Annotated in this window: 23 protein-coding genes and 1 pseudogene; 14 read left to right on the top strand and 10 right to left on the bottom strand. The window is 65.2% G+C overall.

What is annotated here, in order from left to right; translation table 11 throughout:
* The first annotated feature begins 58 nt into the window (after window positions 1-58).
* The 3 genes from metK (at window position 59) to AC1DWU_RS19420 (ending at window position 2726) form a co-directional block, all read left to right on the top strand.
* Complete coding sequence (gene metK, locus AC1DWU_RS19430) at window positions 59-1324, top strand: methionine adenosyltransferase (protein WP_477151654.1); 1266 nt, start codon at window positions 59-61, stop codon at window positions 1322-1324.
* 126 nt (window positions 1325-1450) lie between these two features.
* Window positions 1451-2161: a tRNA (guanosine(46)-N7)-methyltransferase TrmB gene (trmB, locus tag AC1DWU_RS19425; RefSeq protein ID WP_477151653.1), complete on the top strand. Its 711-nt coding sequence runs from the start codon at window positions 1451-1453 to the stop codon at window positions 2159-2161.
* 157 nt (window positions 2162-2318) lie between these two features.
* A complete protein-coding gene (locus tag AC1DWU_RS19420) occupies window positions 2319-2726 on the top strand; it encodes a winged helix-turn-helix transcriptional regulator (RefSeq protein WP_477151652.1) in 408 nt (135 codons plus the stop codon).
* A 58-nt stretch (window positions 2727-2784) separates the two neighbouring features.
* Here the strand turns inward: AC1DWU_RS19420 and AC1DWU_RS19415 are convergent, their stop codons facing one another.
* Window positions 2785-3135 (bottom strand): hypothetical protein, encoded by a 351-nt coding sequence (locus AC1DWU_RS19415; protein ID WP_477151651.1) that lies wholly within the window; start codon window positions 3133-3135, stop codon window positions 2785-2787.
* Window positions 3136-3463: 328 nt separating this feature from the next.
* On the opposite strand from AC1DWU_RS19415, the gene AC1DWU_RS19410 reads away from it, so the two are divergent.
* Both AC1DWU_RS19410 and AC1DWU_RS19405 read left to right on the top strand, forming a co-directional pair.
* Window positions 3464-4102, top strand: a complete 639-nt coding sequence (locus AC1DWU_RS19410; RefSeq protein WP_477151650.1) for a ferredoxin reductase domain-containing protein — start codon at window positions 3464-3466, stop codon at window positions 4100-4102.
* Between the two features lie 114 nt (window positions 4103-4216).
* Window positions 4217-5812 (top strand): hypothetical protein, encoded by a 1596-nt coding sequence (locus tag AC1DWU_RS19405; RefSeq protein ID WP_477151649.1) that lies wholly within the window; start codon window positions 4217-4219, stop codon window positions 5810-5812.
* Here the strand turns inward: AC1DWU_RS19405 and AC1DWU_RS19400 are convergent.
* Window positions 5809-6120, bottom strand: coding sequence for a hypothetical protein (locus tag AC1DWU_RS19400; protein ID WP_477151648.1), 312 nt, complete (start codon window positions 6118-6120; stop codon window positions 5809-5811). The genes AC1DWU_RS19405 and AC1DWU_RS19400 overlap by 4 nt on opposite strands.
* 121 nt (window positions 6121-6241) lie before the next feature.
* Between AC1DWU_RS19400 and AC1DWU_RS19395 the strand changes: the two are divergent.
* Together AC1DWU_RS19395 and AC1DWU_RS19390 are read left to right on the top strand one after the other, a co-directional pair.
* Window positions 6242-6627 (top strand): annotated as a pseudogene (locus AC1DWU_RS19395) (MFS transporter); the annotation flags it as partial.
* Window positions 6628-6644: 17 nt separating this feature from the next.
* A complete protein-coding gene (locus AC1DWU_RS19390; RefSeq protein WP_477151647.1) occupies window positions 6645-6827 on the top strand; it encodes a hypothetical protein in 183 nt (60 codons plus the stop codon).
* A 57-nt stretch (window positions 6828-6884) separates the two neighbouring features.
* Here the strand turns inward: AC1DWU_RS19390 and pnp are convergent, their stop codons facing one another.
* The 6 genes from pnp to AC1DWU_RS19360 form a co-directional block, all read right to left on the bottom strand.
* Entirely contained in the window at window positions 6885-9017 is a 2133-nt protein-coding gene (gene pnp / locus AC1DWU_RS19385; protein ID WP_477151646.1) for a polyribonucleotide nucleotidyltransferase, read from the bottom strand.
* A gap of 343 nt (window positions 9018-9360) precedes the next feature.
* Window positions 9361-9630, bottom strand: coding sequence for a 30S ribosomal protein S15 (gene rpsO, locus AC1DWU_RS19380; RefSeq protein ID WP_055874294.1), 270 nt, complete (start codon window positions 9628-9630; stop codon window positions 9361-9363).
* Window positions 9631-9762: 132 nt separating this feature from the next.
* Entirely contained in the window at window positions 9763-11499 is a 1737-nt protein-coding gene (locus AC1DWU_RS19375) for a sensor histidine kinase (protein WP_477151645.1), read from the bottom strand.
* A gap of 105 nt (window positions 11500-11604) precedes the next feature.
* Window positions 11605-12501 (bottom strand): tRNA pseudouridine(55) synthase TruB, encoded by an 897-nt coding sequence (gene truB, locus AC1DWU_RS19370; RefSeq protein WP_477151644.1) that lies wholly within the window; start codon window positions 12499-12501, stop codon window positions 11605-11607.
* Window positions 12498-12905 (bottom strand): 30S ribosome-binding factor RbfA, encoded by a 408-nt coding sequence (gene rbfA, locus AC1DWU_RS19365; protein ID WP_477151643.1) that lies wholly within the window; start codon window positions 12903-12905, stop codon window positions 12498-12500. The genes truB and rbfA overlap by 4 nt, the downstream gene beginning before the upstream one ends.
* Before the next feature lie 9 nt (window positions 12906-12914).
* Window positions 12915-13697 (bottom strand): TetR/AcrR family transcriptional regulator, encoded by a 783-nt coding sequence (locus AC1DWU_RS19360; protein ID WP_477151642.1) that lies wholly within the window; start codon window positions 13695-13697, stop codon window positions 12915-12917.
* 176 nt (window positions 13698-13873) lie between these two features.
* On the opposite strand from AC1DWU_RS19360, the gene AC1DWU_RS19355 reads away from it, so the two are divergent.
* The 4 genes from AC1DWU_RS19355 to AC1DWU_RS19340 all read left to right on the top strand — a co-directional run bounded on the left by AC1DWU_RS19355 (window position 13874) and on the right by AC1DWU_RS19340 (window position 18519).
* Window positions 13874-14821 (top strand): ATP-binding cassette domain-containing protein, encoded by a 948-nt coding sequence (locus AC1DWU_RS19355; protein WP_477151641.1) that lies wholly within the window; start codon window positions 13874-13876, stop codon window positions 14819-14821.
* A gap of 238 nt (window positions 14822-15059) precedes the next feature.
* A complete protein-coding gene (locus AC1DWU_RS19350; RefSeq protein ID WP_477151640.1) occupies window positions 15060-15809 on the top strand; it encodes an ABC transporter permease in 750 nt (249 codons plus the stop codon).
* Between the two features lie 60 nt (window positions 15810-15869).
* Window positions 15870-16082 carry a hypothetical protein gene (locus AC1DWU_RS19345; protein ID WP_477151639.1) on the top strand — a complete coding sequence of 71 codons (213 nt, stop codon included), beginning with the start codon at window positions 15870-15872 and terminating at the stop codon, window positions 16080-16082.
* Window positions 16083-16272: 190 nt separating this feature from the next.
* Window positions 16273-18519: an ATP-binding cassette domain-containing protein gene (locus AC1DWU_RS19340; protein WP_477151638.1), complete on the top strand. Its 2247-nt coding sequence runs from the start codon at window positions 16273-16275 to the stop codon at window positions 18517-18519.
* Between the two features lie 30 nt (window positions 18520-18549).
* Here the strand turns inward: AC1DWU_RS19340 and AC1DWU_RS19335 are convergent, their stop codons facing one another.
* Window positions 18550-19203: a hypothetical protein gene (locus tag AC1DWU_RS19335; RefSeq protein ID WP_477151637.1), complete on the bottom strand. Its 654-nt coding sequence runs from the start codon at window positions 19201-19203 to the stop codon at window positions 18550-18552.
* Window positions 19204-19305: 102 nt separating this feature from the next.
* Between AC1DWU_RS19335 and AC1DWU_RS19330 the strand changes: the two genes are divergently transcribed.
* From AC1DWU_RS19330 to AC1DWU_RS19320, 3 genes are read left to right on the top strand one after another with little or no spacing between them, the layout of a single operon-like run.
* Entirely contained in the window at window positions 19306-19617 is a 312-nt protein-coding gene (locus AC1DWU_RS19330; protein WP_055874328.1) for an ArsR/SmtB family transcription factor, read from the top strand.
* Window positions 19614-19961 carry an SRPBCC family protein gene (locus AC1DWU_RS19325; protein WP_477151636.1) on the top strand — a complete coding sequence of 116 codons (348 nt, stop codon included), beginning with the start codon at window positions 19614-19616 and terminating at the stop codon, window positions 19959-19961. Before AC1DWU_RS19330 ends, AC1DWU_RS19325 begins: the two co-directional genes overlap by 4 nt.
* A 40-nt stretch (window positions 19962-20001) precedes the next feature.
* Entirely contained in the window at window positions 20002-20640 is a 639-nt protein-coding gene (locus AC1DWU_RS19320) for an ATP-dependent Clp protease proteolytic subunit (RefSeq protein WP_477151635.1), read from the top strand.
* On the opposite strand, the gene AC1DWU_RS19315 is transcribed toward AC1DWU_RS19320, so the two are convergent.
* Window positions 20631-22535, bottom strand: coding sequence for an ABC transporter ATP-binding protein (locus tag AC1DWU_RS19315; protein WP_477151634.1), 1905 nt, complete (start codon window positions 22533-22535; stop codon window positions 20631-20633). The two genes, AC1DWU_RS19320 and AC1DWU_RS19315, sit on opposite strands and share 10 nt — an antisense overlap.
* Between the last annotated feature and the right edge of the window lie 58 nt (window positions 22536-22593).

Below are 22593 nucleotides of genomic sequence, written 5' to 3'. Positions count from 1 at the left end.
AACACAAGCCCAACTGTGTGATTTTCGCACTTTTTGAGCACTTTTCGGGGGTTTCGCCTTGGCTCGGTCTTCCTACCTCTTCACGTCGGAATCGGTTTCCGAGGGTCATCCCGACAAGGTCTGCGACCGGATTTCCGACGAGATCGTCGATCTGGTGTTCCGTGAAGCGAAGAAAGCCGGCATGGACCCGGCCAAGGTCCGTATCGCCTGCGAGACCCTCGCCACTACCAACCGCGTCGTCATCGCGGGCGAAGTGCGCGTCCCCGAGACGCTGCTGAAGAAGGGCAAGGACGGCAAGATCCTCATCGATGCAGCCGGCCATCCGGTGGTCAATCCCGCCAAGTTCAAGTCGACCGCCCGCAAGGCGATCAAGGCAATCGGCTACGAGCAGTCGGGCTTTCACTGGAAGACCGCCAAGATCGACGTGCTGCTGCACGGCCAGTCGGCCGATATCGCGCAGGGCGTCGATGAATCCGGCAACAAGGACGTCGGCGCCGGCGACCAGGGCATCATGTTCGGCTATGCCAGTCGCGAGACCCCCGAGCTGCTGCCCGCGCCGATCTATTACGCGCACAAGATCCTCGAGGCGCTGACGGTCGCCCGCAAGGCAGGCGAGGGCGCCGCCATCAAGCTCGGGCCCGACGCCAAGAGCCAGGTCACCATCCGCTACGAGAACGGCCACCCGGTCGGCGTGACGCAGATCGTGGTCTCCACCCAGCATGTCGATGCCAGCCTCTCGTCCGAGGATGTGCGCAAGATCGTCGAGCCCTATGTCCGCGCCTCGTTCCCCGATGGCTGGATCAGCGCCGACACCGTCTGGCACGTCAACCCGACCGGTAAATTCGTTGTCGGCGGGCCCGACGGCGATGCCGGCCTCACTGGCCGCAAGATCATCGTCGACACCTATGGTGGCGCAGCTCCGCATGGAGGCGGCGCCTTCTCGGGCAAGGACCCGACCAAGGTCGACCGCTCGGCCGCCTATGCGGCGCGCTATCTGGCCAAGAACGTCGTCGCCGCGGGCCTTGCCGATCGCGCCACGATCCAGCTCAGCTACGCCATCGGCGTCGCCAAGCCGCTGTCGATCTATGTCGACCTCCACGGCACCGGCAAGGTGGATGAGGGTAAGCTCGAGACCGTGCTCGGTGAGGTGTTCGACCTTAGCCCGCGCGGCATCCGCACCCATCTTGATCTCAACAAGCCGATCTACGCCAAGACCTCGGCCTATGGCCATTTCGGCCGCAAGCCGGGCCGGGACGGCAGCTTCTCGTGGGAGAAGATCGACCTGGTTCCCGCGCTGAAGGCCGCGGTCAAGGCCGCTGCCTGAGGTCCTCAAGAGATCGCCACCTCCACGACGTCATCCCCGCGCAAGCGGGGATTTCTCTTTATGACCGCCCGTGCCGAACGGAAATTCCGCTTTCGCGGCAATGACTCCGTGCTAGTGGGACGCCCCATGACCTCCAAGACCCACCACCCGCTGAACGTCTCCGGCGAGCCGCGCGCCTTTTTCGGCCGCCGTTCCGGCAAGCGCCTGCATAAGGGGCAGGACCTGCTGTTCAAGGAGCTGCTGCCAGCGCTCGAGATTGCGCCCGGCGATGAGCTGCTCGATCCGGCGGTGCTGTTTCCGGACAGATCGCAGCGGGTGATCGAGATCGGCTATGGCGGTGGCGAGCACCTGTCGCTCGAAGCAAGCCGGCATCCCGACACCGGCTTTATCGGCTGCGAGGTGTTTTCCGGCGGCATCGCCAAGCTCCTGCAGCAGATCGACGAAGCGGGGCTGCAGAACATCCGGCTGTACACTGACGATGCGCTGAAGCTGTTGCAGAGGCTGCCGGACGCCTCGCTCGATGGTGCCTGGCTGCTCTATCCGGATCCCTGGCCGAAGACCCGCCACCACAAGCGCCGTTTCATCTCGCCGCTGACGCTCGCAGAGCTCGCCCGCACCCTGAAGCCGGGCGCCCTGTTCCGCTTTGCGACCGACATCGAGGACTATGCCGATTGGACGCTCGCGCACATCCTGCGCGCCCCGGAATTCCGGTTCTCGCCCGAGCGGGCAGGGATCTGGCATGAGCCGTATGTCGGTTGGGAGCCGACGCGATATGAGGAAAAGGCCCGCATCGCCGGCCGCCTCAGGAGCTTTTACCTGAGCTTTGAGCGCCGCTGAGCGGGCCTCGTTAACGCGATTTAACGGAACGTTTAGGCAACGGCGAAATGAAATCCGCCGCCTGCCTCTGGAAAATCCGCTCCGAACGACGATATGGCCCGAAGGGGATCTCCGCTATCCGGCAACGGCTGGCCAAAATACTGTGGGGAGTTGGCGTATGCGTCAGCAGAACCGTCCGCCCGTCAATCAGGCTGTGATCGAGGAACTATTGACCACTCGAAACAGCAAATGGACGCTCACTGTGGTGCTGCACCTGCGGCACGACACTTTGCGTTTTTCCGAACTGCAGCGCGACATCGGCGGCATTTCGCAGAAGGCGCTGACCGCAAGCCTAAGGGCCCTCGAGCGCGATGGCTTCGTCAGCCGCACCAGCTATGCGACCATTCCGCCGCGCGTCGACTATGCGCTGACCGATCTCGGCGCCGAGGCGCTGAAAGCCTTCGAGGCCTTCGAGGCTTTCGCCGCGCGCCATTGGCACCGTGTGGTTGAGGCGCGGCAGCTGTTCGACGCCCGTGACGCCGATCATCTCGAGCCTCAGGTGCTGCGCGTCAGTACCGGCCGTTGATCCCCCGCGGGATCAGCGAGCCGGCAGGTGCGTAACCTGCCGGCTCGGATGATGGCCATTAGTCGAAGAAGTTATCGACGAGCAGCGAGTCGGACGAAGCCGGAGCAGCTTTGACGCCGGTATCGAGCTTGCTCAGCACGCGAGTGTTGCCCTGCGCCGGAGCATTCACCGGGGTCAGCGTATCCTCGTAGAAGTACTGGAACGTGGTCGAGCCATCGGCCAGCTTCACTTCGGCGCGGATGACGTTGTCCGAGTTCTCGTACACGTCGACCGCGTTGATGCCCTTCTGCTGCAGCTGGGTCACGAGGAAGCCGCTGTCGAAGCTGGAGTCATCGGAGGCTGCAAAAGCCGGCACCGAGAGGCCACCGACGAGGAGCACGGCCGCAAGGCCAAGAGCGGAAGTCTTCATTTCAATGTCCCTTTCGTTTTCTGGACAACTGGGAGATCGGACTCCCCGCCCACCTTCGCAAGTGACAGAATCTGCACTTGTTGCTCTTGAAATTCGATAATGTATGCAGAGGGTTACGCGGCGGAGTGCCACCACCCGTTGAGAAACCCACCTCCCTTAAGGAGCGTTGGTTGCCTCAAGGGTACCGTAGGTCGCAGCAGGGGTTGCGCCTGATTTTCAGCAGTTGCAGGGTGTGGTTTCGCGGGAACCAAGGGCGCATTTGGCGCGTCCCACGACGACAAGGAGTCGTGTTGTGCACCAAGCCGTGAAAATCCTGAATATTCAGCAAGTGACCCATAATGTGCGGCGCTACGTGCTGGAAAAACCTGCCGGATACCGGTTCGAACCCGGCCAAGCCACCGAACTTTCACTGGACGAGGACGGCTGGCGCGACAAGAAGCACCCGTTCACCTTCACTGCGCTCAACGATTGGGACTATCTCGAGTTCACCATCAAGAGCTACTTCAACACCGGGGGTGACGGGATGACCGAGCGCCTGTTCGGCTACGTACCGGGTCAGCGCTTGGTGCTGCGCGATCCGTGGGGCACCATCACCTACAAGGGGCCCGGCACCTTCATCGCCGGCGGCGCCGGCGTCACCCCGTTCATCGCCATCCTCCGCCAGCTCAAGAAGGACGGCAAGCTGGCCGGCCACCGGCTGATCGCGTCGAACCGCAAGGCCGAAGACATCATCCTTCGCGATGAGTTCGAGCAGATGGAGGGCCTCGAGGTCACCTGGACCATCACCGACGAGCCGTCGGCCGAGGGCGTCCTGCACGAGCGCATCGACGAGGCGTTCCTGAAGCGCCGCGTGCACGACATCAGCCAGAACTTCTACCTCTGTGGCCCGGACCCGATGGTAGCGGACCTCAAGGCGGCGCTGGGCGGCCTCGGCGCCGAGGCCGAGGCGTTGACGTGGGAGAAGTGACAGGGCCGCCAGCGGCCGCGCTATCGCACTGGACGCGGCACCCTCGGCGATAGATCGTTCAGCAACGCTTCAGGCGCGCCGCAGGATGATGCGGCACCCTGAACGGAGGCTGGAATGATCCCTTCCACGCTGCGCGCCGCTGCGCTTGCCGTTGCCCTCGCCCTCATCGCCACCGGCCCCGGCTGGGCGCAGGTGGGCAAGACCGTCGATGCCCCGGTTATCCGCGAGAACGCCACCTATCTCAATTCGGGCGAACTGCGGACCCGCGCCCTCACGGCGCTGACCAGGAAGCTTGACCCGATGCCGCCGGTCTCGCGCATCGAGGTCGCCGAGGACCTGATCACCGTCTGGACGCAGAGCCGCGAGGCGGCGCACTACACCGACAGCTGGACGGTCTCGCGGATGAAGCTGCTGGTCTTCGACCGGGACATCGTCGACGGCCCTAAGCCGACCGACGGTGACGGCATCGTCGCCAAGCAGGAGGGCAGCTTCTTCGATCTCGCCGACGTCGGGCTCCAGCAGATCGACATCACCATCGCTGAAGCCATTGCCATGGCGAAGATGGAGCAGCGTCCGGACCTCACCTCGCTGGTCATCGCCCGGCAGATCGGCATCCTGCCCGAGCCGCACTATGACGAAGTGCGCTGGACCATCGGGCTCGCGACGCCGCGCGAGACCGCCACGGTCTATGCCGATATCGGCGGCCGGGTCATCGGCGCCGACCTCTCGGGCACCACGCGGGCCCAGCGGCTCGACCTGATTGCCGACAACGACTGGCCGATGGCCGAAGCGCAGGTGGATATCGCGGCCGTGCTGGGCGCACGGCCGCTCAAGGAGCTCCGGGTCTACGACACCTACATCTATTTCAGCGCCGCCCACCCGACCGAACCGGACACCACCAGCGACTACTCGTGGAATCTCGGTGGCGTGCGGCAGGGGATCGACACGCCGGCCTTCGATTTCGGCGACAGCGTCCCCTTCGACATCACCGAACTCGATCTCGGCAAGCTGCCGCAGGTGAAGTCCGCCGCGCTCGAGGCCTTTGCCTCGCTCGGCGCGACGATCACCTACATCAATGCGGAAAAGCCCACCGATCGGGCGGCTGCACCGCTGCTCGTCTGGAGTGTCGACCTCAAGCAGGCCGATGGCGAGAAGGGCCAGGTGCTGCTCGACGCCAACGCCAAGGTGTTGGAGGTCGTGCTGTCGGAAAGCCGGGCGATCGCTGCCCAGGGCCCGTGGCTGGCCCCGGAAACGGTGCTCGGCACGCTCAAGCGGCTCGAAAAGGAGTTCGGACCCGACGCGCGGTTCGGCGAGATCCTGATCAACGACACGCAGGGTTCGGTATTGGTCGAGGACCCGCAGACCCCCGGCACCATGGCGAGTTTCATCATCGATCCGCAGCGCATCATGCGCTTCGGCACGCCGATGCCGTGGGAAGCCGAACTCAACGAGGCCAAGAGCTTCCGCCTCGCCGATCTCGCAGGGCTCGACGCGGCTGCCCTCGGCAAATACGCCGATACCACGCTCGAAACCATGAAGCTCGAGGGCGCAGCGGTGTTTCGTTACACGTTCTCGCGCAACACCCTGCTGCTGGCGCCCGAGGACACCCGTCTGCTGCTCGAGATCCGTGCCGGCAAGGACGATGGCTGGACCAGCGGCTGGGTGACATTCGAGCTCGACGGCAAGGTAGCGGACAAGATGCTGCCCTAGGCGGTCGCTTCGATCATTGCGCCGGTGACGAATGCCGTCACCTTGTCGACCGGCATCTCGCAAGGCTTCAGCGTCGGCTCAGCACTGCTGGGCGGGCGATAGATGTTGAGGCTGATGCGGTCGGCGCCGCCGAGCTCCTCGGCATAGAGCTTGAAGCTGTTGCCGTGGGCGTGGGCGGCATTGGTGACGCCATAGCGCCGCCCGGCATAGCGGGCGGTGAAGTAGCCCAGCGGCCAGGAGGAGAGGATCGACCAGACAGCGGCGGGCGAGGTGTCGGTTGGTGTCGGCATGCCCATAATATGGGGCAAGGCGCCCCATCCGCCAAATCATCGGCCATGTCAGCAGGATCGAAACAAGCCTAACAGCAGGTGGCTGCCTTACCGAGCTATCATCGTTGCGTCACGACAGAAGACTCGAAAGCAACGCCGCATGTCGGGCTCAACGCCGCTGCGCGCAACACGACGCGAATGGATCGGGCTGGCGGTCATTGCACTGCCCTGCACCTTCTATTCCATGGACCTGACGGTCCTCAACCTTGCCTTGCCGTGCCGTCGCTGACGGCCACACTCAACCCCACGGCAGCCCAGCTGTGGGTCGTCGACCTCTACGGCTTCTTCGTCGCCGGTTCGCTCCTGACCATGGGAACCCTGGGCGATCGCATCGGCCGGCGGAAGCTCTTGATGATCGGAGCCGTGGCGTTCGGCGCCACCTCCATTCACGCCGCCTTCTCCTCCACCGCCGACCCGCTGATCCTCGCCCGCGCCCTGCTCGGTATTGCCGGCGCGACGCTGGCGCCATCGACGCTGTCGCTGATCGCGCCGCCGACCTGGTGATGAGTTCCGCGCCGCCGGACGGGCTGTCGGGCGAAGCGGTAGCGATGGCGCTGCTCGAAGCGGCTCGCGTGGCCTATGCCGACGCCATGCTGGTGACAGCGCTGCTCGGTGCGGCGATCGTCCTCATTGCGGCGGTGACGACCATCGCCATGTTCCGCGGGCTCAGGCCGGCGACGGCTTAGACAAAAAAAGGCCCGGGATCGCTCCCGGGCCTTTCGCATTTCGATTGAGGCTGCCGATTACTCGGCGGCTTCCTCGACGATTTCCTTGCCGGTCGCCTGGTCGACGACCTTCATCGACAGGCGGACCTTGCCGCGCTCGTCGAAGCCGAGCAGTTTCACCCACACCTTGTCGCCTTCCTTGACGACGTCGGTGGTCTTGCCGACGCGCTGGGTGGCGAGCTGGGAGATGTGGACGAGGCCGTCCTTGGCGCCGAAGAAGTTCACGAACGCGCCGAAATCGGCGGTCTTGACCACGGTACCCTGGTAGATGGCGCCGACTTCGGCTTCATCGGTGATCGACTTGATCCACTTGATGGCCGCATCGATCGAAGCGCCGTCCGAGGACGAGACCTTCACGGTGCCGTCGTCGTTGATGTCGATCTTGGCGCCGGTCTTCTCGACGATCTCGCGGATCACCTTGCCGCCGGTGCCGATCACTTCGCGGATCTTGTCGGTCGGGATGGTGATGGTCTCGATGCGCGGAGCAAACTCGCCCACCGTGGCACGCGAGGTGTCGAGCGCCTTGGCCATCTCGCCCAGGATGTGCTCGCGGCCGCCCTTGGCCTGACCGAGCGCGACCTTCATGATCTCCTCGGTGATGCCGGCGATCTTGATGTCCATCTGCAGCGAGGTGATGCCGTCGGCAGTGCCCGCCACCTTGAAGTCCATGTCGCCGAGGTGATCTTCATCACCCAGGATATCGGACAGCACGGCGAAGCGGTCGCCTTCGAGGATCAGGCCCATGGCGATACCCGCCACCGGCTTCTTCAGCGGAACGCCCGCATCCATCAGCGCCAGCGAGGTGCCGCAGACGGTCGCCATCGAGGACGAGCCGTTCGACTCGGTGATCTCGGAGACGACGCGGATCGTGTAGGGGAAGTCTTCCGCCTTCGGACGCATCGGGTTGATGGCGCGCCAGGCAAGCTTGCCGTGACCGATTTCGCGACGGCCGGGCGAGCCCATGCGGCCAGCTTCACCGACCGAGTAGGGCGGGAAGTTGTAGTGCAGCATGAAGTTCACCTTCTGGGTGCCTTCGAGGCTGTCGACATACTGCTCGTCATCGCCGGTGCCGAGGGTGGCAACGACGAGGGCCTGGGTTTCACCGCGGGTGAAGATGGCCGAGCCGTGCGTACGCGGCAGCACACCGACTTCGGCAACGATCGGGCGGACCGTGGTGAGGTCACGGCCGTCGATGCGCGACTTGGTGTCGAGGATGTTCCAGCGGACGATCTTGGCCTGGAGGTTGTGGACGACTTCGCCCAGAGCTTCCGATGAGACTGTGCCGGCTTCGATCTGCGACGCGAAGTGCGCCTTGACCTTGGCATTGGCAGCGTCGACCGCAGCGTAGCGCTGGGCCTTGTCCGTGATCTTGTAGGCGGCGCGCAGATCGGCTTCAGCGACCTTGAGCACGTCGGCTTCGAGCGCCGAGTAGTCCGGCGGCGTGAAGTCGCGGGGTTCCTTGGCGGCGAGTTCGGCCAGCTTGATGATCGCGTCGATGACCTTGCGCGAGGCTTCGTGACCGAACATCACGGCGCCGAGCATGATTTCCTCGGACAGCTCCTGGGCTTCCGATTCCACCATCAGCACGGCGTCCTGGGTGCCGGCCATGACGAGGTCGAGCTTCGACTCAGCGCGACGGTTGACGTCGAGGTTGAGGACGTACTCACCGTCGATGTAGCCGACCCGGGCAGCGCCGATCGGGCCCATGAACGGGACGCCCGAGATGGTCAGGGCCGCAGAGGCGGCGACCATGGCGAGCACGTCCGGGTTGTTCTCCATGTCGTGCTGCAGAACGGTAACGACCACCTGGGTCTCGTTCTTGTAGCCATCGGGGAACAGCGGGCGGATCGGGCGATCGATCAGGCGCGAGGTCAGCGTCTCGTTCTCGGTCGGACGGCCTTCACGCTTGAAGTAGCCGCCCGGGATCTTGCCGGCGGCGAAGTACTTCTCCTGATAGTTGACCGTCAGGGGGAAGAAGTCCTGGCCGGGCTTGGCCGACTTGGCCGAAACCACGGTGGCGAGCAGCACGGTCTCGCCGAGGGTGGCGAGCACGGCGCCGTCTGCCTGGCGGGCGATCTTGCCGGTCTCGAGGGTGAGGGGCTGGCCGCCCCAGTTCAGCTCAACTTTGTGGTATTCGAAGTTGATGGGCATATCGTTGTCTTTCCATTCTGCCGGAATGAGCGGGAACGCGGGGGCGTAGTCACCCCGCGAACTCATCCGGTGTGCCAGCCGCGCGCCGCACCCCATGTGCGACTGCAGCCCAAAATCGGCACGGTTCCGCGCTGACACCCACCTGTCGAGGTGGGGCGGAACATGGACAAGACGATGAGCCGCTCATTTTCCGGGGAGGGAGGCACCCGCTGGTGCCGTGAGCGGCCGATGATCTCGCCATGCTCCGCGTAGTTCGTCAGCCTACGCTACTACCCGGCAGGTTGGCCGGGATTGGACCCGCGAGGCGTACCTCGTGGGTCCGGAGTTGCAGTCGAACCCAGCCTTAGCGGCGCAGGCCCAGACGCTCGATCAGCGCCTTGTAGCGCGCTTCGTCCGACTTCTTGACGTAGTCGAGGAGACGGCGGCGCGTCGAAACCATCTTCAAGAGGCCACGGCGGGAATGGTTGTCCTTGCCGTGCAGCTTGAAGTGTTCAGTGAGGTTGGCAATACGCTCGGAGAGGATCGCGACCTGAACTTCCGGCGAGCCGGTGTCGTCCTTCTTGGTGGCGTAGTCCTTGATGAGCGCAGTCTTCCGCTCTGCGGTAATCGACATCGGAAAGGTCCTTTCAAATAGAGGATCATCGGGACGCTGCAGCCCGGGATGTCGTCCAGGCTGAGCCATGAAAAAGCGCCGGCAGGGCCGGAACTCGCGCGCTCTATAGGGGAAAGGGGTGGCAAACGCCAGTTATTTGTCGGCCGCAGGCTTTTCGGTGGCCTTGTCGGTGCTGCCGTTGAGCGTGTCGGAAGGATCGAGCGAGGCGAGTGGAATGGTGAAGCGCCACTCGATGCCGAGGTCATGCACGATGCGCTCGACTTCGCCGCCCAGCGACCGGCCGACCATGTTCTCAAGTACCGTAGTGCCGAAGCCGCGCCGTGGCGTGGCGGAACTGGGGGCGTTGCCGCTTTCGTGCCAGACGAAGGCGACCGCGTCGTCGGCGCGCTTCCACGTCACTTCGAGGCGCCCGCCATCCTTGGCGAAGGCCCCGTACTTCACCGCATTGGTAGCGAGTTCGTGTGCCGCCATGCCGAGGATCTGCGCCGCCTGCGCGTTGAGCCGCAGCGACGGACCGTCGACGACGACGCGCTCGCCGTCGACGGGGCAGAACGGATCGATCTGGCTGACCAGCAATTCCCTGAGGTCGACGCCGGCGACACCGTGCGCCAGCAGCAGGTCGGTCGAGCGCGCGAGGCCGAAGATGCGGCGCTCGAAACTCGACACGAACTCCGGAACCGTGTCGGCGCCGCGGGCGGTCTGCTTGGCCATTGCGGCGATGACGGTCATCTGGTTCTTGGAGCGGTGCGCCAGCTCGCGCATCAGGAAGCGCACCTCGGTCTCGGCCGCTTGGCGCCGCCGCGATGCATCGCCCAGCGCGCTGGAAACGGTCTCGATCTCGGCGATCGGGAACGAACGGGCCTCGACCGGTTGCCCGGCGCCCAATCGCTTGGCGTCGGCCTCGAGCCCGTGCACCGAACGCCCGATCTGCAGGCTCACGCCGTACACCACGAGCACCACCAAGGCGGCGAGCAGCACCCCGCCGGCGAGCAGCGACCAGAACGCATCGGCGAGCGGTTGAGCAACGACGTCGCGATCAGCCCAGGTGACCAGCGACCATCCGCTGAGGAGCGATTGCTGGGCCACCACCAGGTATTCCTTGCCCTCGGACTTGAGGGTGCGCCACCCGGAGGTGGAGCCAAGGTTTTTCACGGGAGCCAGGTTGAAAGAATCGCCGGTATTGCCGCCTTCGCCCGCTGACGCGATGATCACGCCCTTGCGGTCGACCAGGGCCACATGCCAGCCATCGGGCATGCGGCTCGCCAGAAGTGGCAGCGATAGCTGGCTGGCGGTGCGGCTGAAGCCGAGGACGAGCGGCGGATGTCCCGCCGGGAAGATCGGCTGCAGGATATTCACCACCCATTGCTGGGAGACCCGGCCGTAAACCGCGTCGGATATGGCCACGTCGCGGCTATCGAAGGCACGCTGCGCCGTCTCGACATCGCTGATGGCATTGTCGCCCTGATCCGAAAGTGGCCGGCGGGTCGTCAGGTCCGACGTCATGTCCGGATGGATGACATAGACATACGACCCGGTGCCCTCGAGCGCCACGCTGACGCGCGCATGGAACTCCGGATAGTCGGCCGGAGACAGCGGTGGAGTGGTCGCGAGCACGCGCAGCGTGGTGATATTAGCGTTGATCTCACGGTCGACCGCCTGGACGATCGAGCGGGCGTTGCCGGTGATCAGCGTCTCGACTACCCGCTCCTGCGCCTCGTTGTTGCGCTGCAGCAGGATGGCCGAAAAAATGAAGGCTGGAACCAGGGCGACCAGTGCCAGCACGAAGAGATAGACGGCAATCGGGCGCGCGGTGCGAACGCGACGGCGCACGGCAGCAATAGTCTCAGCCGGGCCGGGCCCGTCAGCCATTTAGCACCCCGGCGGACATGCAACCCCAGCCTCTACAAAGCGTCGAAACATGGAAACGTCCGATTCTGCTATTGAGTTCCGGCGGTTACGACAAAAATCCTGGGCTCAGGCGAGGACGCGTTGCGGTTTGAACATGCCGGCTTCGACGCGGCCCAGGGCGACGGCGGCGCCGGCGCTGCTGGCCCAGGCGCTGTCGAGCGCGATCGGCGCCGAGGCCCCGCCGAGCAGCACGGGATTGCCGTGGCGCACGGCGCTAACCTGATCTGGCGTAAGGCGAATTTCGGGCAGCAACGACAGGCCGGCGGACACCGGCAGGAGCAGGGAATCGCGGTCGGCGGCGGCTTCGAGGGCCTCCAGAGTGACCGCGCGCGCCTCGGTGAAGGGGCCGACGGCGGCGCGGCGAAGTTCGACGACGTGGCCGCGGGTGCCCAGGTGCCGGGCGAGATCGCGGGCGAGGGCGCGGACATAGGTGCCCTTCTCGCAGGTCATCTCGAGGCGGCTGATTTCGCCTGTGTGTTCAAGTAGTTGCAGCGACTCGATGTAGACCGGACGGGCGGCGAGTTCGACCGTTTCGCCAGCCCGGGCGAGGTCGTAGGCGCGCTCGCCGTCGACCTTGATAGCCGAGAAGGCGGGTGGGGTCTGCATGATCTCGCCGGTAAAGGTCGGTAGAGCTGACCTAATTTCCACCTCATCCGGACGCACGGATGAACGCTCGCTGACGATTCCTTCAGCATCGTCGGTGGTGGTCTCCTCGCCCCACTTGATGGCGAAGCGATAGACCTTGGTGCCGTCCTGTACTGCGGGGACGGTCTTGGTCGCTTCGCCCAGCGCGATGGGGAGGATGCCGGTAGCAAGCGGATCGAGCGTGCCGGCGTGCCCGGCTTTCTTGGCGCCGAACAGCCAGCGGACTTTGCCCACCGCCTGGGTGGACGTCATGTCGTAGGGCTTGTCGAGTACCAGCCAACCGGAGACGTCGCGCTTCTGGCGCTTCTCGGTGGTCAATCTTCGTCCTCATCCTTGTGGATGTCGCGCTGCACGCGATCGGAGCGGAGCAAGGCGTCGATCTTGCCGAACTCGTCGAACGTGGTGTCGACGAAGAAGCGCACTTCGGGGGCGAACTTCAGGTCGAGCTCGGGCGCGATGCGGCCGCGCACGAAGCGTGCATGCCGGTTGAGGGCGACGACGATCTCGTCGGCACCCTCGCCGCCAAGCGGCACCACGTAGGCGCTGGCGAGCTTCAGGTCGTTGCTCATGCGCACTTCGGGCACGGTGATGACCTTGCCCTCGAGCAGGGGATCGTCGATCTCGCCGCGGGCGAATAGCCCGGCTAGGGCATGGCGCACCAGTTCGCCGACGCGCAGCATGCGCTGGTTGGGACCGGTGGGCTTGTGATTGTCGCGTTTCATCCGCCCGAGTTAGGCGCTCGGCGGGCGCGCGTCAACTTTGCCCTTGGATGCGATCAGCCGCTCCAGCCCATCGAGGATGCGCGCGAGGCCGAAGGCGAACGCCCGATCGGGGTCGCCGAGGCCGTAGAGTTCGCCCACCACCGGCCCAACGCGCTGCACCACGGGATAAGGAGTATAGTCGAGCGTTGCGAGGAACGGCTCGATCTTCAGCCACCACTCGTCGTCGCTCATGCCGGTGAGTTGCTTCACCATCCGGGAGCGGGCCACGTCGCGCACCGCGCCATGCACGTAGTTGGCAACGAAGGTCAGGCTCTGGTCCATCTCGACCTCGTCGAGCCCCAGATTGTCGAAGGCGGCGAGCGCCATGTCGTAGGCCCGCAAGGTGTTGGGTCCCATCACCGGCCGGTGCGTCGCGAGCTCGAACACCCAGGGATGGGCAAGGTAGAAGTCGCGGTAGCCGGTGGCGATGAGGCTGACATTGTCCCGCCACTTGGCTGGATCGAACTTCGGCGTTTCGGGCACCGGCCAGATGACGGCATCGACCATCAGGTCGAGCAGTTCGGCCTTGCCGGGAACGTGCGTGTAGAACGACATCGGCGAAATGCCGACGGCCTCCGCTACCCGCCGCGTGCTCACCGCCTCGAGCCCCTCGGCATCGGCGATGACGATAGCGGCAGCGACGATATCGGCCAGCGCCACCTTCGGCTTCGGCCCGCGCTTGGGCGGCTGCGCGCCGCTCCACAGCAACTGCAGCGTGCGGATCGGGTCGCCCCGCCCGGCAATGTCGTTCATCCGGCCTCCGATTAACTCTTTACACCGTACGGGATTATGCTAAACCTTGTACGCCGCACAATGTTATGGCCCCTGTGCGGAAAAGTCGAGCCTTACGTCGAAATCCACCCTGCTGACACGTCATGTCAGGAGGGGTGGAACAGTTTGCCTTGAGAAGTCAAAGAGGAGTTCCAGCCGTGATTCATGCGCGTGGATTGATGCGGAGTTTCAAGACCAAGACCGGAGTGGTGGAGGCCGTGCGCGGCCTCGATCTCGATGTCGCGGAGGGCGAACTGGTCGCCTTTCTCGGGCCCAATGGCGCCGGCAAATCGACCAGCGTGCGGATGCTGACGACGCTGCTGCCGCCAAGCGAAGGCACCGCCAACGTGGCCGGGCACGATGTCCTCCACGCCCCGGCTGAGGTGCGAAAGCAGATCGGCTATGTCGGCCAGGGCAAGGGCACTGGCAACTACAACAAGCTGCGCGATGAACTGCTGACGCAGGGCGCTGCCCAGCAGATGAGCAAGGCCGCCGCGGCGAAACGAGCCGACGAACTGATCGGCATGCTCGAGCTGACCGGCCTCGAGGCCCGCACCGGCATGAGCCTTTCGGGCGGGCAGAAGCGGCGCGTCGATGTGGCGCTCGGGCTGATGCACAGCCCCAAGGTGCTGTTCCTCGACGAGCCCTCCACCGGGCTCGACCCGCATAGCCGCGCCAACCTCTGGGAGCACATCGTCAGGATCCGCAAGGCGACGGGAATGACGATCTTCCTCACGACCCACTATCTCGATGAGGCCGACTCCATGGCCGAGCGGGTGATGATCATGGACAACGGCCAAGTCATCGCCAACGACACGCCGGAACGGCTGAAGGCCGACCTCGCCGGCGACCGCATCACCATCGACGCAACGGACTCGGTGGTGGCGGCCGAGGTCGCTGCCAACCTGCCCGAAGCGCGCGAAGTGACCCGCGACGGCGCCCGGGTCGGCGTGACGGTGAAGGGCGGCGAAGCGGTGCTGCCGGAGTTCATCCGCTCGCTCGATCTGCGAGGAGCACGAGTGCTGGCGGCGAATGTGCGGCGACCGACGCTGGACGACGTGTTCCTGGGTTTGACCGGCCGCTCGCTCAGGGAGAGCGCAGCATGAAGGGGCCATTTGCACCTGTGAGGCGGCGAGCCACCCTGCCTTCTCCCCTTGTGGGAGAAGGTGGCGCGCAGCGCCGGATGAGGGGTCCGCAGCCGGAGGCTGCGCGACCGGAGCAAAGCGACGGGCGATTGAGCTTGCGGAGAGAGACCCCTCATCCGCCCTTCGGGCACCTTCTCCCACAAGGGGAGAAGGCAGGGTGGTGGCCCGCCCCCATGATCGAGCTTCAGGAGATTCAACGATGACCTTCTTCCGTGATGTCGCGACCTCGTTCACCCGCGAGATGAAGCCCACCCTCGCCGATCCCTCGTGGATGGCGTTCGGTCTGGTGCAACCGGTGCTCTATCTCGCCTTCTTCGTGCCGCTGCTCGACGTCGGCGGCTCCACCGCCGACGCGCTGCAGTGGTTCGTGCCCGGGATGATCGTCATGCTGACGCTGTTCGGCACGGCGATGGTCGGCTGGAGCCTCACCGAGGAGCTGATGAGCGGTGTGCTCGAACGGTTCCTTGCCACCCCGATGAGCCGGCCGGCGCTGATCTTCGGCCGCTCGCTCAAGGAGATGTTCCCGCTGGCCCTGCAGGCGGTGGCGCTCATCCTCCTCGCCTGGCCATTCGGGCTGCAGCTTCATCCGATCCAGATGCTGTTCGGGCTGGCGCTGCTTGCCTTGTTCGGCGCAGGCGTCGCGGCGCTGTCCTACTCGCTCGCCATCGCCGCGCGCCACAACACCTCGCTGTTCTACATGGTGAGCCAATCCGTGGCGCTGCCGCTGATGCTGCTCGGCGGCGTGCTGCTGCCGATCGAGAACGGGCCCGGCTGGCTCTATGCGGCCAGCCGCTTCAACCCGCTGACCTACCTGGTCGAAGCCGAACGGGCGCTGTTCGCCGGCGAACTGTTCACCACCACGGTGCTGTGGGGCGTGCTGGTCGCGGCCGGCGTTGCCGTGGTTGGCCTGACCATCGGCGCCCGGGCGATCCGCAAGGCGAGCATCTAGCGCGCCACGCCGGGCACCCACGGGTGTCCGGCTTCACCTTTCAGAAAGCGAGGTCAAGCGATGAGCGAAGAGATAACCATCCCAGTCCTCTCCGGAGCAGTCACCAGCGGCGGCGACGCACGAGCGCTCGCATCGCGTATCGAACTGGCAGTGGCCATGGGGCAGCACCAGGTCGCGACAGACCTTCATCGCAGGTTCCGGGCGCTGCCTCTTTCCGACGCCGAACGGCGCCGGATGCATCAGGAGTTCGCGGTGCTGGATCGGCTGCCGTGAGCATCTCCCCAAACTCGATGTCATCCCGGCGAAGCCGGGATCCATCCTGAGGTGTGTCGGCTCATGCGCTGCTACCGCGGCATCTCAGGATGGGCCCCGACCCTCGCCGGGGTGACACCGTTGGTGGGGGAGGGGTTGCCTTTCCCCGAAAGCTTATTTAACTAACTGGTAAATTACGAAAGAGGGTAGCATGTACGGTTCGATCAAGATCCGCGGCGCGCGGGAGAACAATCTCAAGAACGTGTCGCTGGATATCCCGAAGCGGAAGATCACCGTGTTCACCGGCGTGTCTGGATCGGGCAAGAGCTCGCTGGTGTTCGGCACCATCGCGGCCGAAAGCCAACGGTTGATCAACGAGACCTACCCCGCCTTCGTCCAGCAGTTCATGCCGCATTACGGCCAGCCCGACGCTGATCAGCTCGAGAACATTTCCGCTGCAATCATCGTCGACCAGCAGCGGCTGGGCGGCAATTCTCGCTCCACCGTGGCGACGGTGACGGATGCCGCTCAGATGCTGCGCGTGATCTTTTCGCGTGCCGCCACGCCGAAGCTGGGCGCGCCGGGGCTCTACTCCTACAACGACCCGCGCGGCATGTGCCCCGATTGCGAGGGCATCGGCCAGGTCGCCGCCATGGACATGGACGCGGTTGTCGATGAGAGCAGATCGCTCAACCAGGGCGCGCTGCTGCCCAAGGATTTCGCGGTCGATAGCTGGTACTGGGAGCTCTACAAGGCCTCCGGCTTCTTCGACATGGACAAGCCGGTCAAGGACTTCACCGCCGAAGAGCGCGAGAACCTCTTCCACCTCGACGATGGCCGCAAGGTCAAGGTCGGCAAGATCGGGCTCACCTATGACGGGATCGTCGCCAAGCTGAAGAAGGGATTGGGCGCGAAGGACCCTGAGAACCTGCAGCCGCATGTGCGCGCCGAGTACGACAGGATCTTCACCCGCAAGACCTGCCCCGCCTGCGGCGGCGCCCGGCTGAATGCGGCGGCGCTCGGCAGCAAGGTGAACGGCAAGAATATCGCCGAATGCTCGGCGATGCAGGTGTCCGACCTCGCCCCGTTCGTCCGCTCGATCGATGCGCCGGGCATCGGGCCGATGCTCGAGGCACTGGCGGCGCGGCTCGAGAACCTCGTCATCATCGGGCTCCGCTATCTCAGCCTCGATCGCGAGAGCTCCACGCTCTCGGGCGGCGAAAGCCAGCGGGTGAAGATGGTGCGGCACCTCGGCTCATCGCTGACCGACATCACCTATGTATTCGACGAGCCGAGCGTCGGGTTGCACCCGCACGATGTCGGCCCGCTAGCCGGGCTGATGCAGCAGCTGCGCGACAAGGGCAACACCGTGCTGATCGTCGAGCACAAGCCCGACATGATCGCCATTGCCGACCACGTCGTCGACATGGGGCCGTTTGCTGGTTCGAAGGGCGGCGAGATCGTCTACGAGGGCGATTTCGACGGTTTGCTGAAGTCGGGCACCCTCACCGGCAACCACATGAAGAAGTACCAGCCGATCAAGACCGACCTGCGCAAGCCCAAGGGCCAGCTGAAGATCGCGCACGCCAAGACCAACAACCTGCGCGATGTGTCGGTGGCGATCCCCGAGGGCGTGCTGACCGTGGTGACCGGCGTCGCCGGCGCCGGCAAGAGCTCGCTGATCCAAGGTTCGCTTCCGACGGCCTACCCGGACACGGTGATCATCGACCAGAACCTCAACCGCGGCTCGTCGCGCTCCAACACCGCGACCTATACCGGCATCCTCGACACGGTGAGGAAGACCTTCGCCAAGGCCAATGGCGTCGACGCGGCGCTATTCTCGGCCAACTCCAAGGGCGCCTGCCCGGACTGCAAGGGCCTGGGCGTCACCTATACCGACCTCGCCCACATGGACCCGGTGGCGAGCGTCTGCGAGACTTGCGAGGGCAAGCGCTTCACCGACGAAGTGCTGCAGCACAAGCTGCGTGGGCGTGCGATCAGCGACGTTTACGAAATGAGCGTCTCCGAGGCGACCGAGTTCTTCACCGAGCCGGCCATCGCCAAGATCCTCAAGGGGTTGGACGATGTCGGCCTCGGCTACCTAACCCTGGGCCAGCCGCTGTCGACGCTGTCGGGCGGTGAACGCCAGCGTCTGAAGCTGGCGGCGGAACTGGGTAAATCCGGCAATATCTATGTGCTCGACGAGCCGACCACCGGGCTCCACATGAACGACGTCGATACGCTGATCGGGCTGTTCGACCGGCTGGTCGATGCGGGATCGACCGTGATCGTCATCGAGCACAATCTCGATGTGATCAGCCGGGCAGACTGGGTCATCGACCTCGGGCCGGGCGCGGGTCACGAGGGTGGGAGCGTGGTATTCGAGGGGACGCCGACGGGGTTGCGCGGGGCGAAGGGGAGTTTGACGGGGGCGGCGCTGGCGGCGCGGGGGGCTTAGCCTCCTCGCTGTCGGCCACCACGGGCGCGGCTATTGGGCCGCCACTTTCTCCAGCGTCACCGCGTCCTGCAATTCCTTCGCCCGAGCCTGGAACACCGCCGCATCCACCGGCCAGGTCTTCGGATCCGACGGATCGAACGCCCGGCCCTTCCACTCCTGATAGACCATCGCAATCCCGGTATCGGTCTTTTTGAATACGGCGACCATCACCTCGCCCAACCCGCGCAGCTTGCCGTTGTCCTTGTAGGCGCCGCACACCATGCCGAGCGCCGGGAAGAAATCACCGGTCTCCTCGCCGAAATTAAAGAAGCCGATCGCCTCGGGTTTGCAGATCTGCGAGTAGCCGTACATCGTGGCGCGGCGGTAGTCGTCGAGGCTGCGGCCCGGCTGCAGCGTCAGCCGCACGGCGTAGGTCTGGGTCCACTTGTCGATGGACTCACCGAGCGGGAAGAACTCGGCGAAGGCCTGCCCGGCATCGCCATAGGTGTTGGATTCCACCAGCTTCAGCACATCAGGCGAAAGCCGCTCGGTGGGCGACAGCCAATCCGGCGTCGGCAGCACGAAACGATGCCCCAGCGCCTCGAAGCTGAGGTTGACGCCGTCGCGGCCGAGGGTCGGTGCGTCCTGGGCGGCGGCACTGCCGATGGCGAGAAGGCCGCAAAGGGCGAGGATCAGGGCACGCACGTGACAAACTCCGCTGTCGGAACGGGCGCGACCCTATGCCGAGGCGGGTCATCGAGTCGAGGAGGCTTGCACGACTCATAAGTATTGGCTTATGTGTTGGTCATGGAAGCAGATATCTTCAAGGCGCTGGCCGATCCGAACCGCCGTGCCATGCTGGAGCGGCTGGCGAGCGGTGAGCTGACCGGTTCGGCGCTTGGCGAGGGCTTCGCCATCTCGCAGCCGGCGATGTCGCAGCACATCGCCGTGCTGCGCGGCGCTGGGCTGATCCGCGAACGGCGCGAGGGGCGGAGCGTGCATTACGCGGTGAACCCCGACGGCATGGCGCCGCTGCACGACTGGCTGAGCCGCTACCAGGCGTTCTGGCCGGAACGGCTGGGCCGCCTCAAGGACTTCCTCAAGGAGATGGACCAATGAGCGAGCCGCAAACCGAAGCTGAGCGCGTGACGGTGGAATGCGCGCTCGATGCCGCACCGGAAAAGGTGTGGCGCGCGCTGAGCATCCCCGCCTACCGCGACGCTTGGCTGCTGCCGGACGGCGACGCCGAGCGCTTCACCGCCGAGGTGGTCGAGGCCGTGCCGCCGCATCGCCTGCGCCTCAGCTGGCGCGAGGGCGATGCCGGTGGGGAACTGGTCACCTTCACGCTCACGGCGACGCCCGACGGCGGCACCTGGCTGCGGCTGGTGCACGACCGGGTGATGGAGCCCATGCGAGTGCCGATCCCCGCCAACGCCAACGTGGCGATGCTCAGGGCCGCCTAGCCCCAAGCTTCACTCAAAGCAGTTCTGAAGGAGGTTGCCGATGCGCGACACGATGCAGCTCGTCCCCATGGTCATCGAACAGTCGAGCCGGGGAGAGCGTTCGTTCGATATCTTCTCGCGGCTGCTGCGCGAGCGGATCATCTTCGTCAACGGTGAGGTCGAGGACCAGATGGCGGCGCTGATCTGCGCCCAGCTGCTGTTCCTCGAGTCCGAAGGGCCGGGCAAGGAGATCGCCCTCTACATCAACTCGCCCGGCGGCGTGGTGACGGCCGGCCTCGCCATCTACGACACCATGCAATTCATCAGGTCGCCGGTCTCGACGCTCTGCATGGGCACTGCCTACTCGATGGGCTCATTCCTCCTCGCCGGCGGCGCGCCGGGCCGCCGCATGGCGCTTCCCAATGCCTCGATCCTCGTGCACCAGCCCTCGGGTGGCGCCCAGGGCAAGGTCACCGACGTGCTGATCCACGCCGAGGAGAGCCAGAAGGTGAAGGCCCGGATCAACCGCATCTATTCCAAGCACTGCGGCCGCACCATCGAGGAGGTGGAGCGCACCCTCGACCGCGACCGCTATATGTCGCCGGAAGAAGCAAGGGATTGGGGCCTGATCGACTCGATCTTCACCGAACGCGGCGAACTGCCGATGCCGGTGCCCGAGTTGCCGATGACTCAGCGATAGCCCTGCGCCTGCAGTTCGAACAGCTCGGCGTAGCGGCCGGCTTCGGCGATCAGTTCGTCGTGGGTGCCGGCTTCGACCACTTTGCCGTCGGCGAGGACGACGATGCGGTCGGCCATGCGGACGGTGGAGAAGCGGTGCGAGATCAGCACCGCCGTGGTGCCTTCGGCGAGCGATTTGAAGCGGGTGAAGACCTCCGCTTCGGCGCGGGCGTCGAGTGCCGCGGTGGGCTCGTCGAGGATGATGATCTCGGCGTTCCGCATATAGGCGCGGGCGATGGCGATCTTCTGCCATTCGCCGCCCGAAAGGTCCTGGCCCTTGAGGAAGGTGCGCCCGAGCATCTGGTCGTAGGCCTCGGGCAGGCGGCGGATCACTGGATCGGCAAGGCTTTGCTCCGCCGCGGCGATGATACGGTTGCGGTCGTCGGCCACCTCGATGCGGCCGACGCCGATATTGTCTGAGGCCGAGAAGCTGTAGCGCAGGAAATCCTGGAAGATCACCCCGATATGGGTGCGGAGATCGGCGGTGGCGAACTCCTTCAAATCGATGCCGTCGAGGGTGATGCGGCCCTCGTCCGGGTCGTAGAGCCGGGTCATCAGCTTGACGATGGTGGTCTTGCCGGCGCCGTTCTCGCCGACCAAGGCGAGCGTTTCGCCGGCCGGCACCGTGAAGCTGAGGTTGCGCACCGCCCAGCGTTCGGAGCCCGGATAGCGGAAGCCCACATTCTCGAACACGATCCCCTGTTTCACGGGAAGCGGGAAGGGTTTTGGGTGCTTGGGATCGAGGATGGTGGGCTCGATCTCGAAGAAGCTGAACAGGTCGTCGAGATAGAGCGACTGCCCGGCGATCTGGGTGAAGCCGATGAGGATCTGTTGCAAATAGCCGTTGAGCTGGTTGAAACTGCCCGACAGGAACACCAGCGTGCCGATGGAGAACTCCCCGTGCAGCGTGCGCCAGACGATGTAGGCGTAGGCAGCATAGTAGGTGAGGGTCGAAATGGCGGCCAGCGCCCCGGTCTGCCAGGCGCGCTTGATCGAGAGGTTGCGGTTCTCGATGAGGATCTGCTGGCTCAGCGTCTCGAAGCGGCCTGACAGGAACCCGCCTAGCCCGAACAGCTTGATTTCCTTGGCGCTGTCGGCGCTGGCGCCGATCTGGCGCAGGTATTCGAGCTGCCGCCGCTCGGGCGAGCGGTTGTGTGAAATCCAGTAGGCGAGGCGGTTGAAGCGGAACTCACCCCACACCGCCGGGATCAGCGCGAGGGCGAGGAGCCCGATGAGCAGCGGCGCATAGAGAAAGAGGCCGGCGGCGAGCGCGATGGCAGTGATCATCGCCTGTGCCTGGCCGAACACTTGCGAGATCACGGTCGAGCGCGATGCGGCCTGGCGACGGGCTCGCTCCAGCCGGTCCTGGTATTCGGATTGCTCGAAGTGCTTCAGGTCGAGCTTGGCCGCATGCTGCATCAGCTCGAGGCTGACGGCGTTGGAGTGGCTCTCGCCGAGGATGTTGTCGACGACATTGATGGCGCGGTTGAAGGCATCGCGGGCGAACACCAGTGCGAACTCGCCGGCCAGCAGCCAGAGCAGGGTGGTGAGCCGGCCGCTCGAAAGCCAGTCGGCGAGCTCGGGGCCGGGGACGCCGAGGCTGGTCTGGTGCACCACCTCGTCGATGATCAGCTTGGTCAGCAGCAGCACCAGCGGCGGCTGGATGGCGACGATGAGCCGGAGCACGATGCTGAGGCCCATCAGCCACGGGCTGGTCCGCCACATCTGCGCGAACAACCGGCCGAGATGGCGGAAGGTCTTGAGGCGTTCGCCCTTGTCGAAGGGGAGCGCATCGGGGATGTCCGGGCCGTTCAGCCCTCGTCCCCCGCCACCGCTTCTGCCGCCAACTCCACGCATCGCCGATACTTAGGCGAGTTGGGGAGGGTTCTCAACCTGATCGCTTGGCGAGCAGGCG

It is taken from the genome of Devosia sp. P2_G7, assembly GCF_056403495.1.
Note: the sequence above shows the minus strand (reverse complement) of the source record. Positions and strands in the feature narration are given on the sequence as shown.

Coding starts and splice junctions, on each gene's coding strand:
- AC1DWU_RS19390 (WP_477151647.1), top strand. CDS start 6,645: ATGAGTTCCGCGCCGCCGGACGGGCTGTCGGGCGAAGCGGTAGCGATG.
- AC1DWU_RS19420 (WP_477151652.1), top strand. CDS start 2,319: ATGCGTCAGCAGAACCGTCCGCCCGTCAATCAGGCTGTGATCGAGGAA.
- AC1DWU_RS19345 (WP_477151639.1), top strand. CDS start 15,870: ATGAGCGAAGAGATAACCATCCCAGTCCTCTCCGGAGCAGTCACCAGC.
- AC1DWU_RS19360 (WP_477151642.1), bottom strand. CDS start 13,697: ATGAACGACATTGCCGGGCGGGGCGACCCGATCCGCACGCTGCAGTTG.
- AC1DWU_RS19405 (WP_477151649.1), top strand. CDS start 4,217: ATGATCCCTTCCACGCTGCGCGCCGCTGCGCTTGCCGTTGCCCTCGCC.
- pnp (WP_477151646.1), bottom strand. CDS start 9,017: ATGCCCATCAACTTCGAATACCACAAAGTTGAGCTGAACTGGGGCGGC.
- AC1DWU_RS19330 (WP_055874328.1), top strand. CDS start 19,306: ATGGAAGCAGATATCTTCAAGGCGCTGGCCGATCCGAACCGCCGTGCC.
- AC1DWU_RS19350 (WP_477151640.1), top strand. CDS start 15,060: ATGACCTTCTTCCGTGATGTCGCGACCTCGTTCACCCGCGAGATGAAG.
- AC1DWU_RS19375 (WP_477151645.1), bottom strand. CDS start 11,499: ATGGCTGACGGGCCCGGCCCGGCTGAGACTATTGCTGCCGTGCGCCGT.
- AC1DWU_RS19415 (WP_477151651.1), bottom strand. CDS start 3,135: ATGAAGACTTCCGCTCTTGGCCTTGCGGCCGTGCTCCTCGTCGGTGGC.
- rpsO (WP_055874294.1), bottom strand. CDS start 9,630: ATGTCGATTACCGCAGAGCGGAAGACTGCGCTCATCAAGGACTACGCC.
- AC1DWU_RS19340 (WP_477151638.1), top strand. CDS start 16,273: ATGTACGGTTCGATCAAGATCCGCGGCGCGCGGGAGAACAATCTCAAG.
- AC1DWU_RS19325 (WP_477151636.1), top strand. CDS start 19,614: ATGAGCGAGCCGCAAACCGAAGCTGAGCGCGTGACGGTGGAATGCGCG.
- trmB (WP_477151653.1), top strand. CDS start 1,451: ATGACCTCCAAGACCCACCACCCGCTGAACGTCTCCGGCGAGCCGCGC.
- rbfA (WP_477151643.1), bottom strand. CDS start 12,905: ATGAAACGCGACAATCACAAGCCCACCGGTCCCAACCAGCGCATGCTG.
- AC1DWU_RS19320 (WP_477151635.1), top strand. CDS start 20,002: ATGCGCGACACGATGCAGCTCGTCCCCATGGTCATCGAACAGTCGAGC.
- AC1DWU_RS19315 (WP_477151634.1), bottom strand. CDS start 22,535: ATGCGTGGAGTTGGCGGCAGAAGCGGTGGCGGGGGACGAGGGCTGAAC.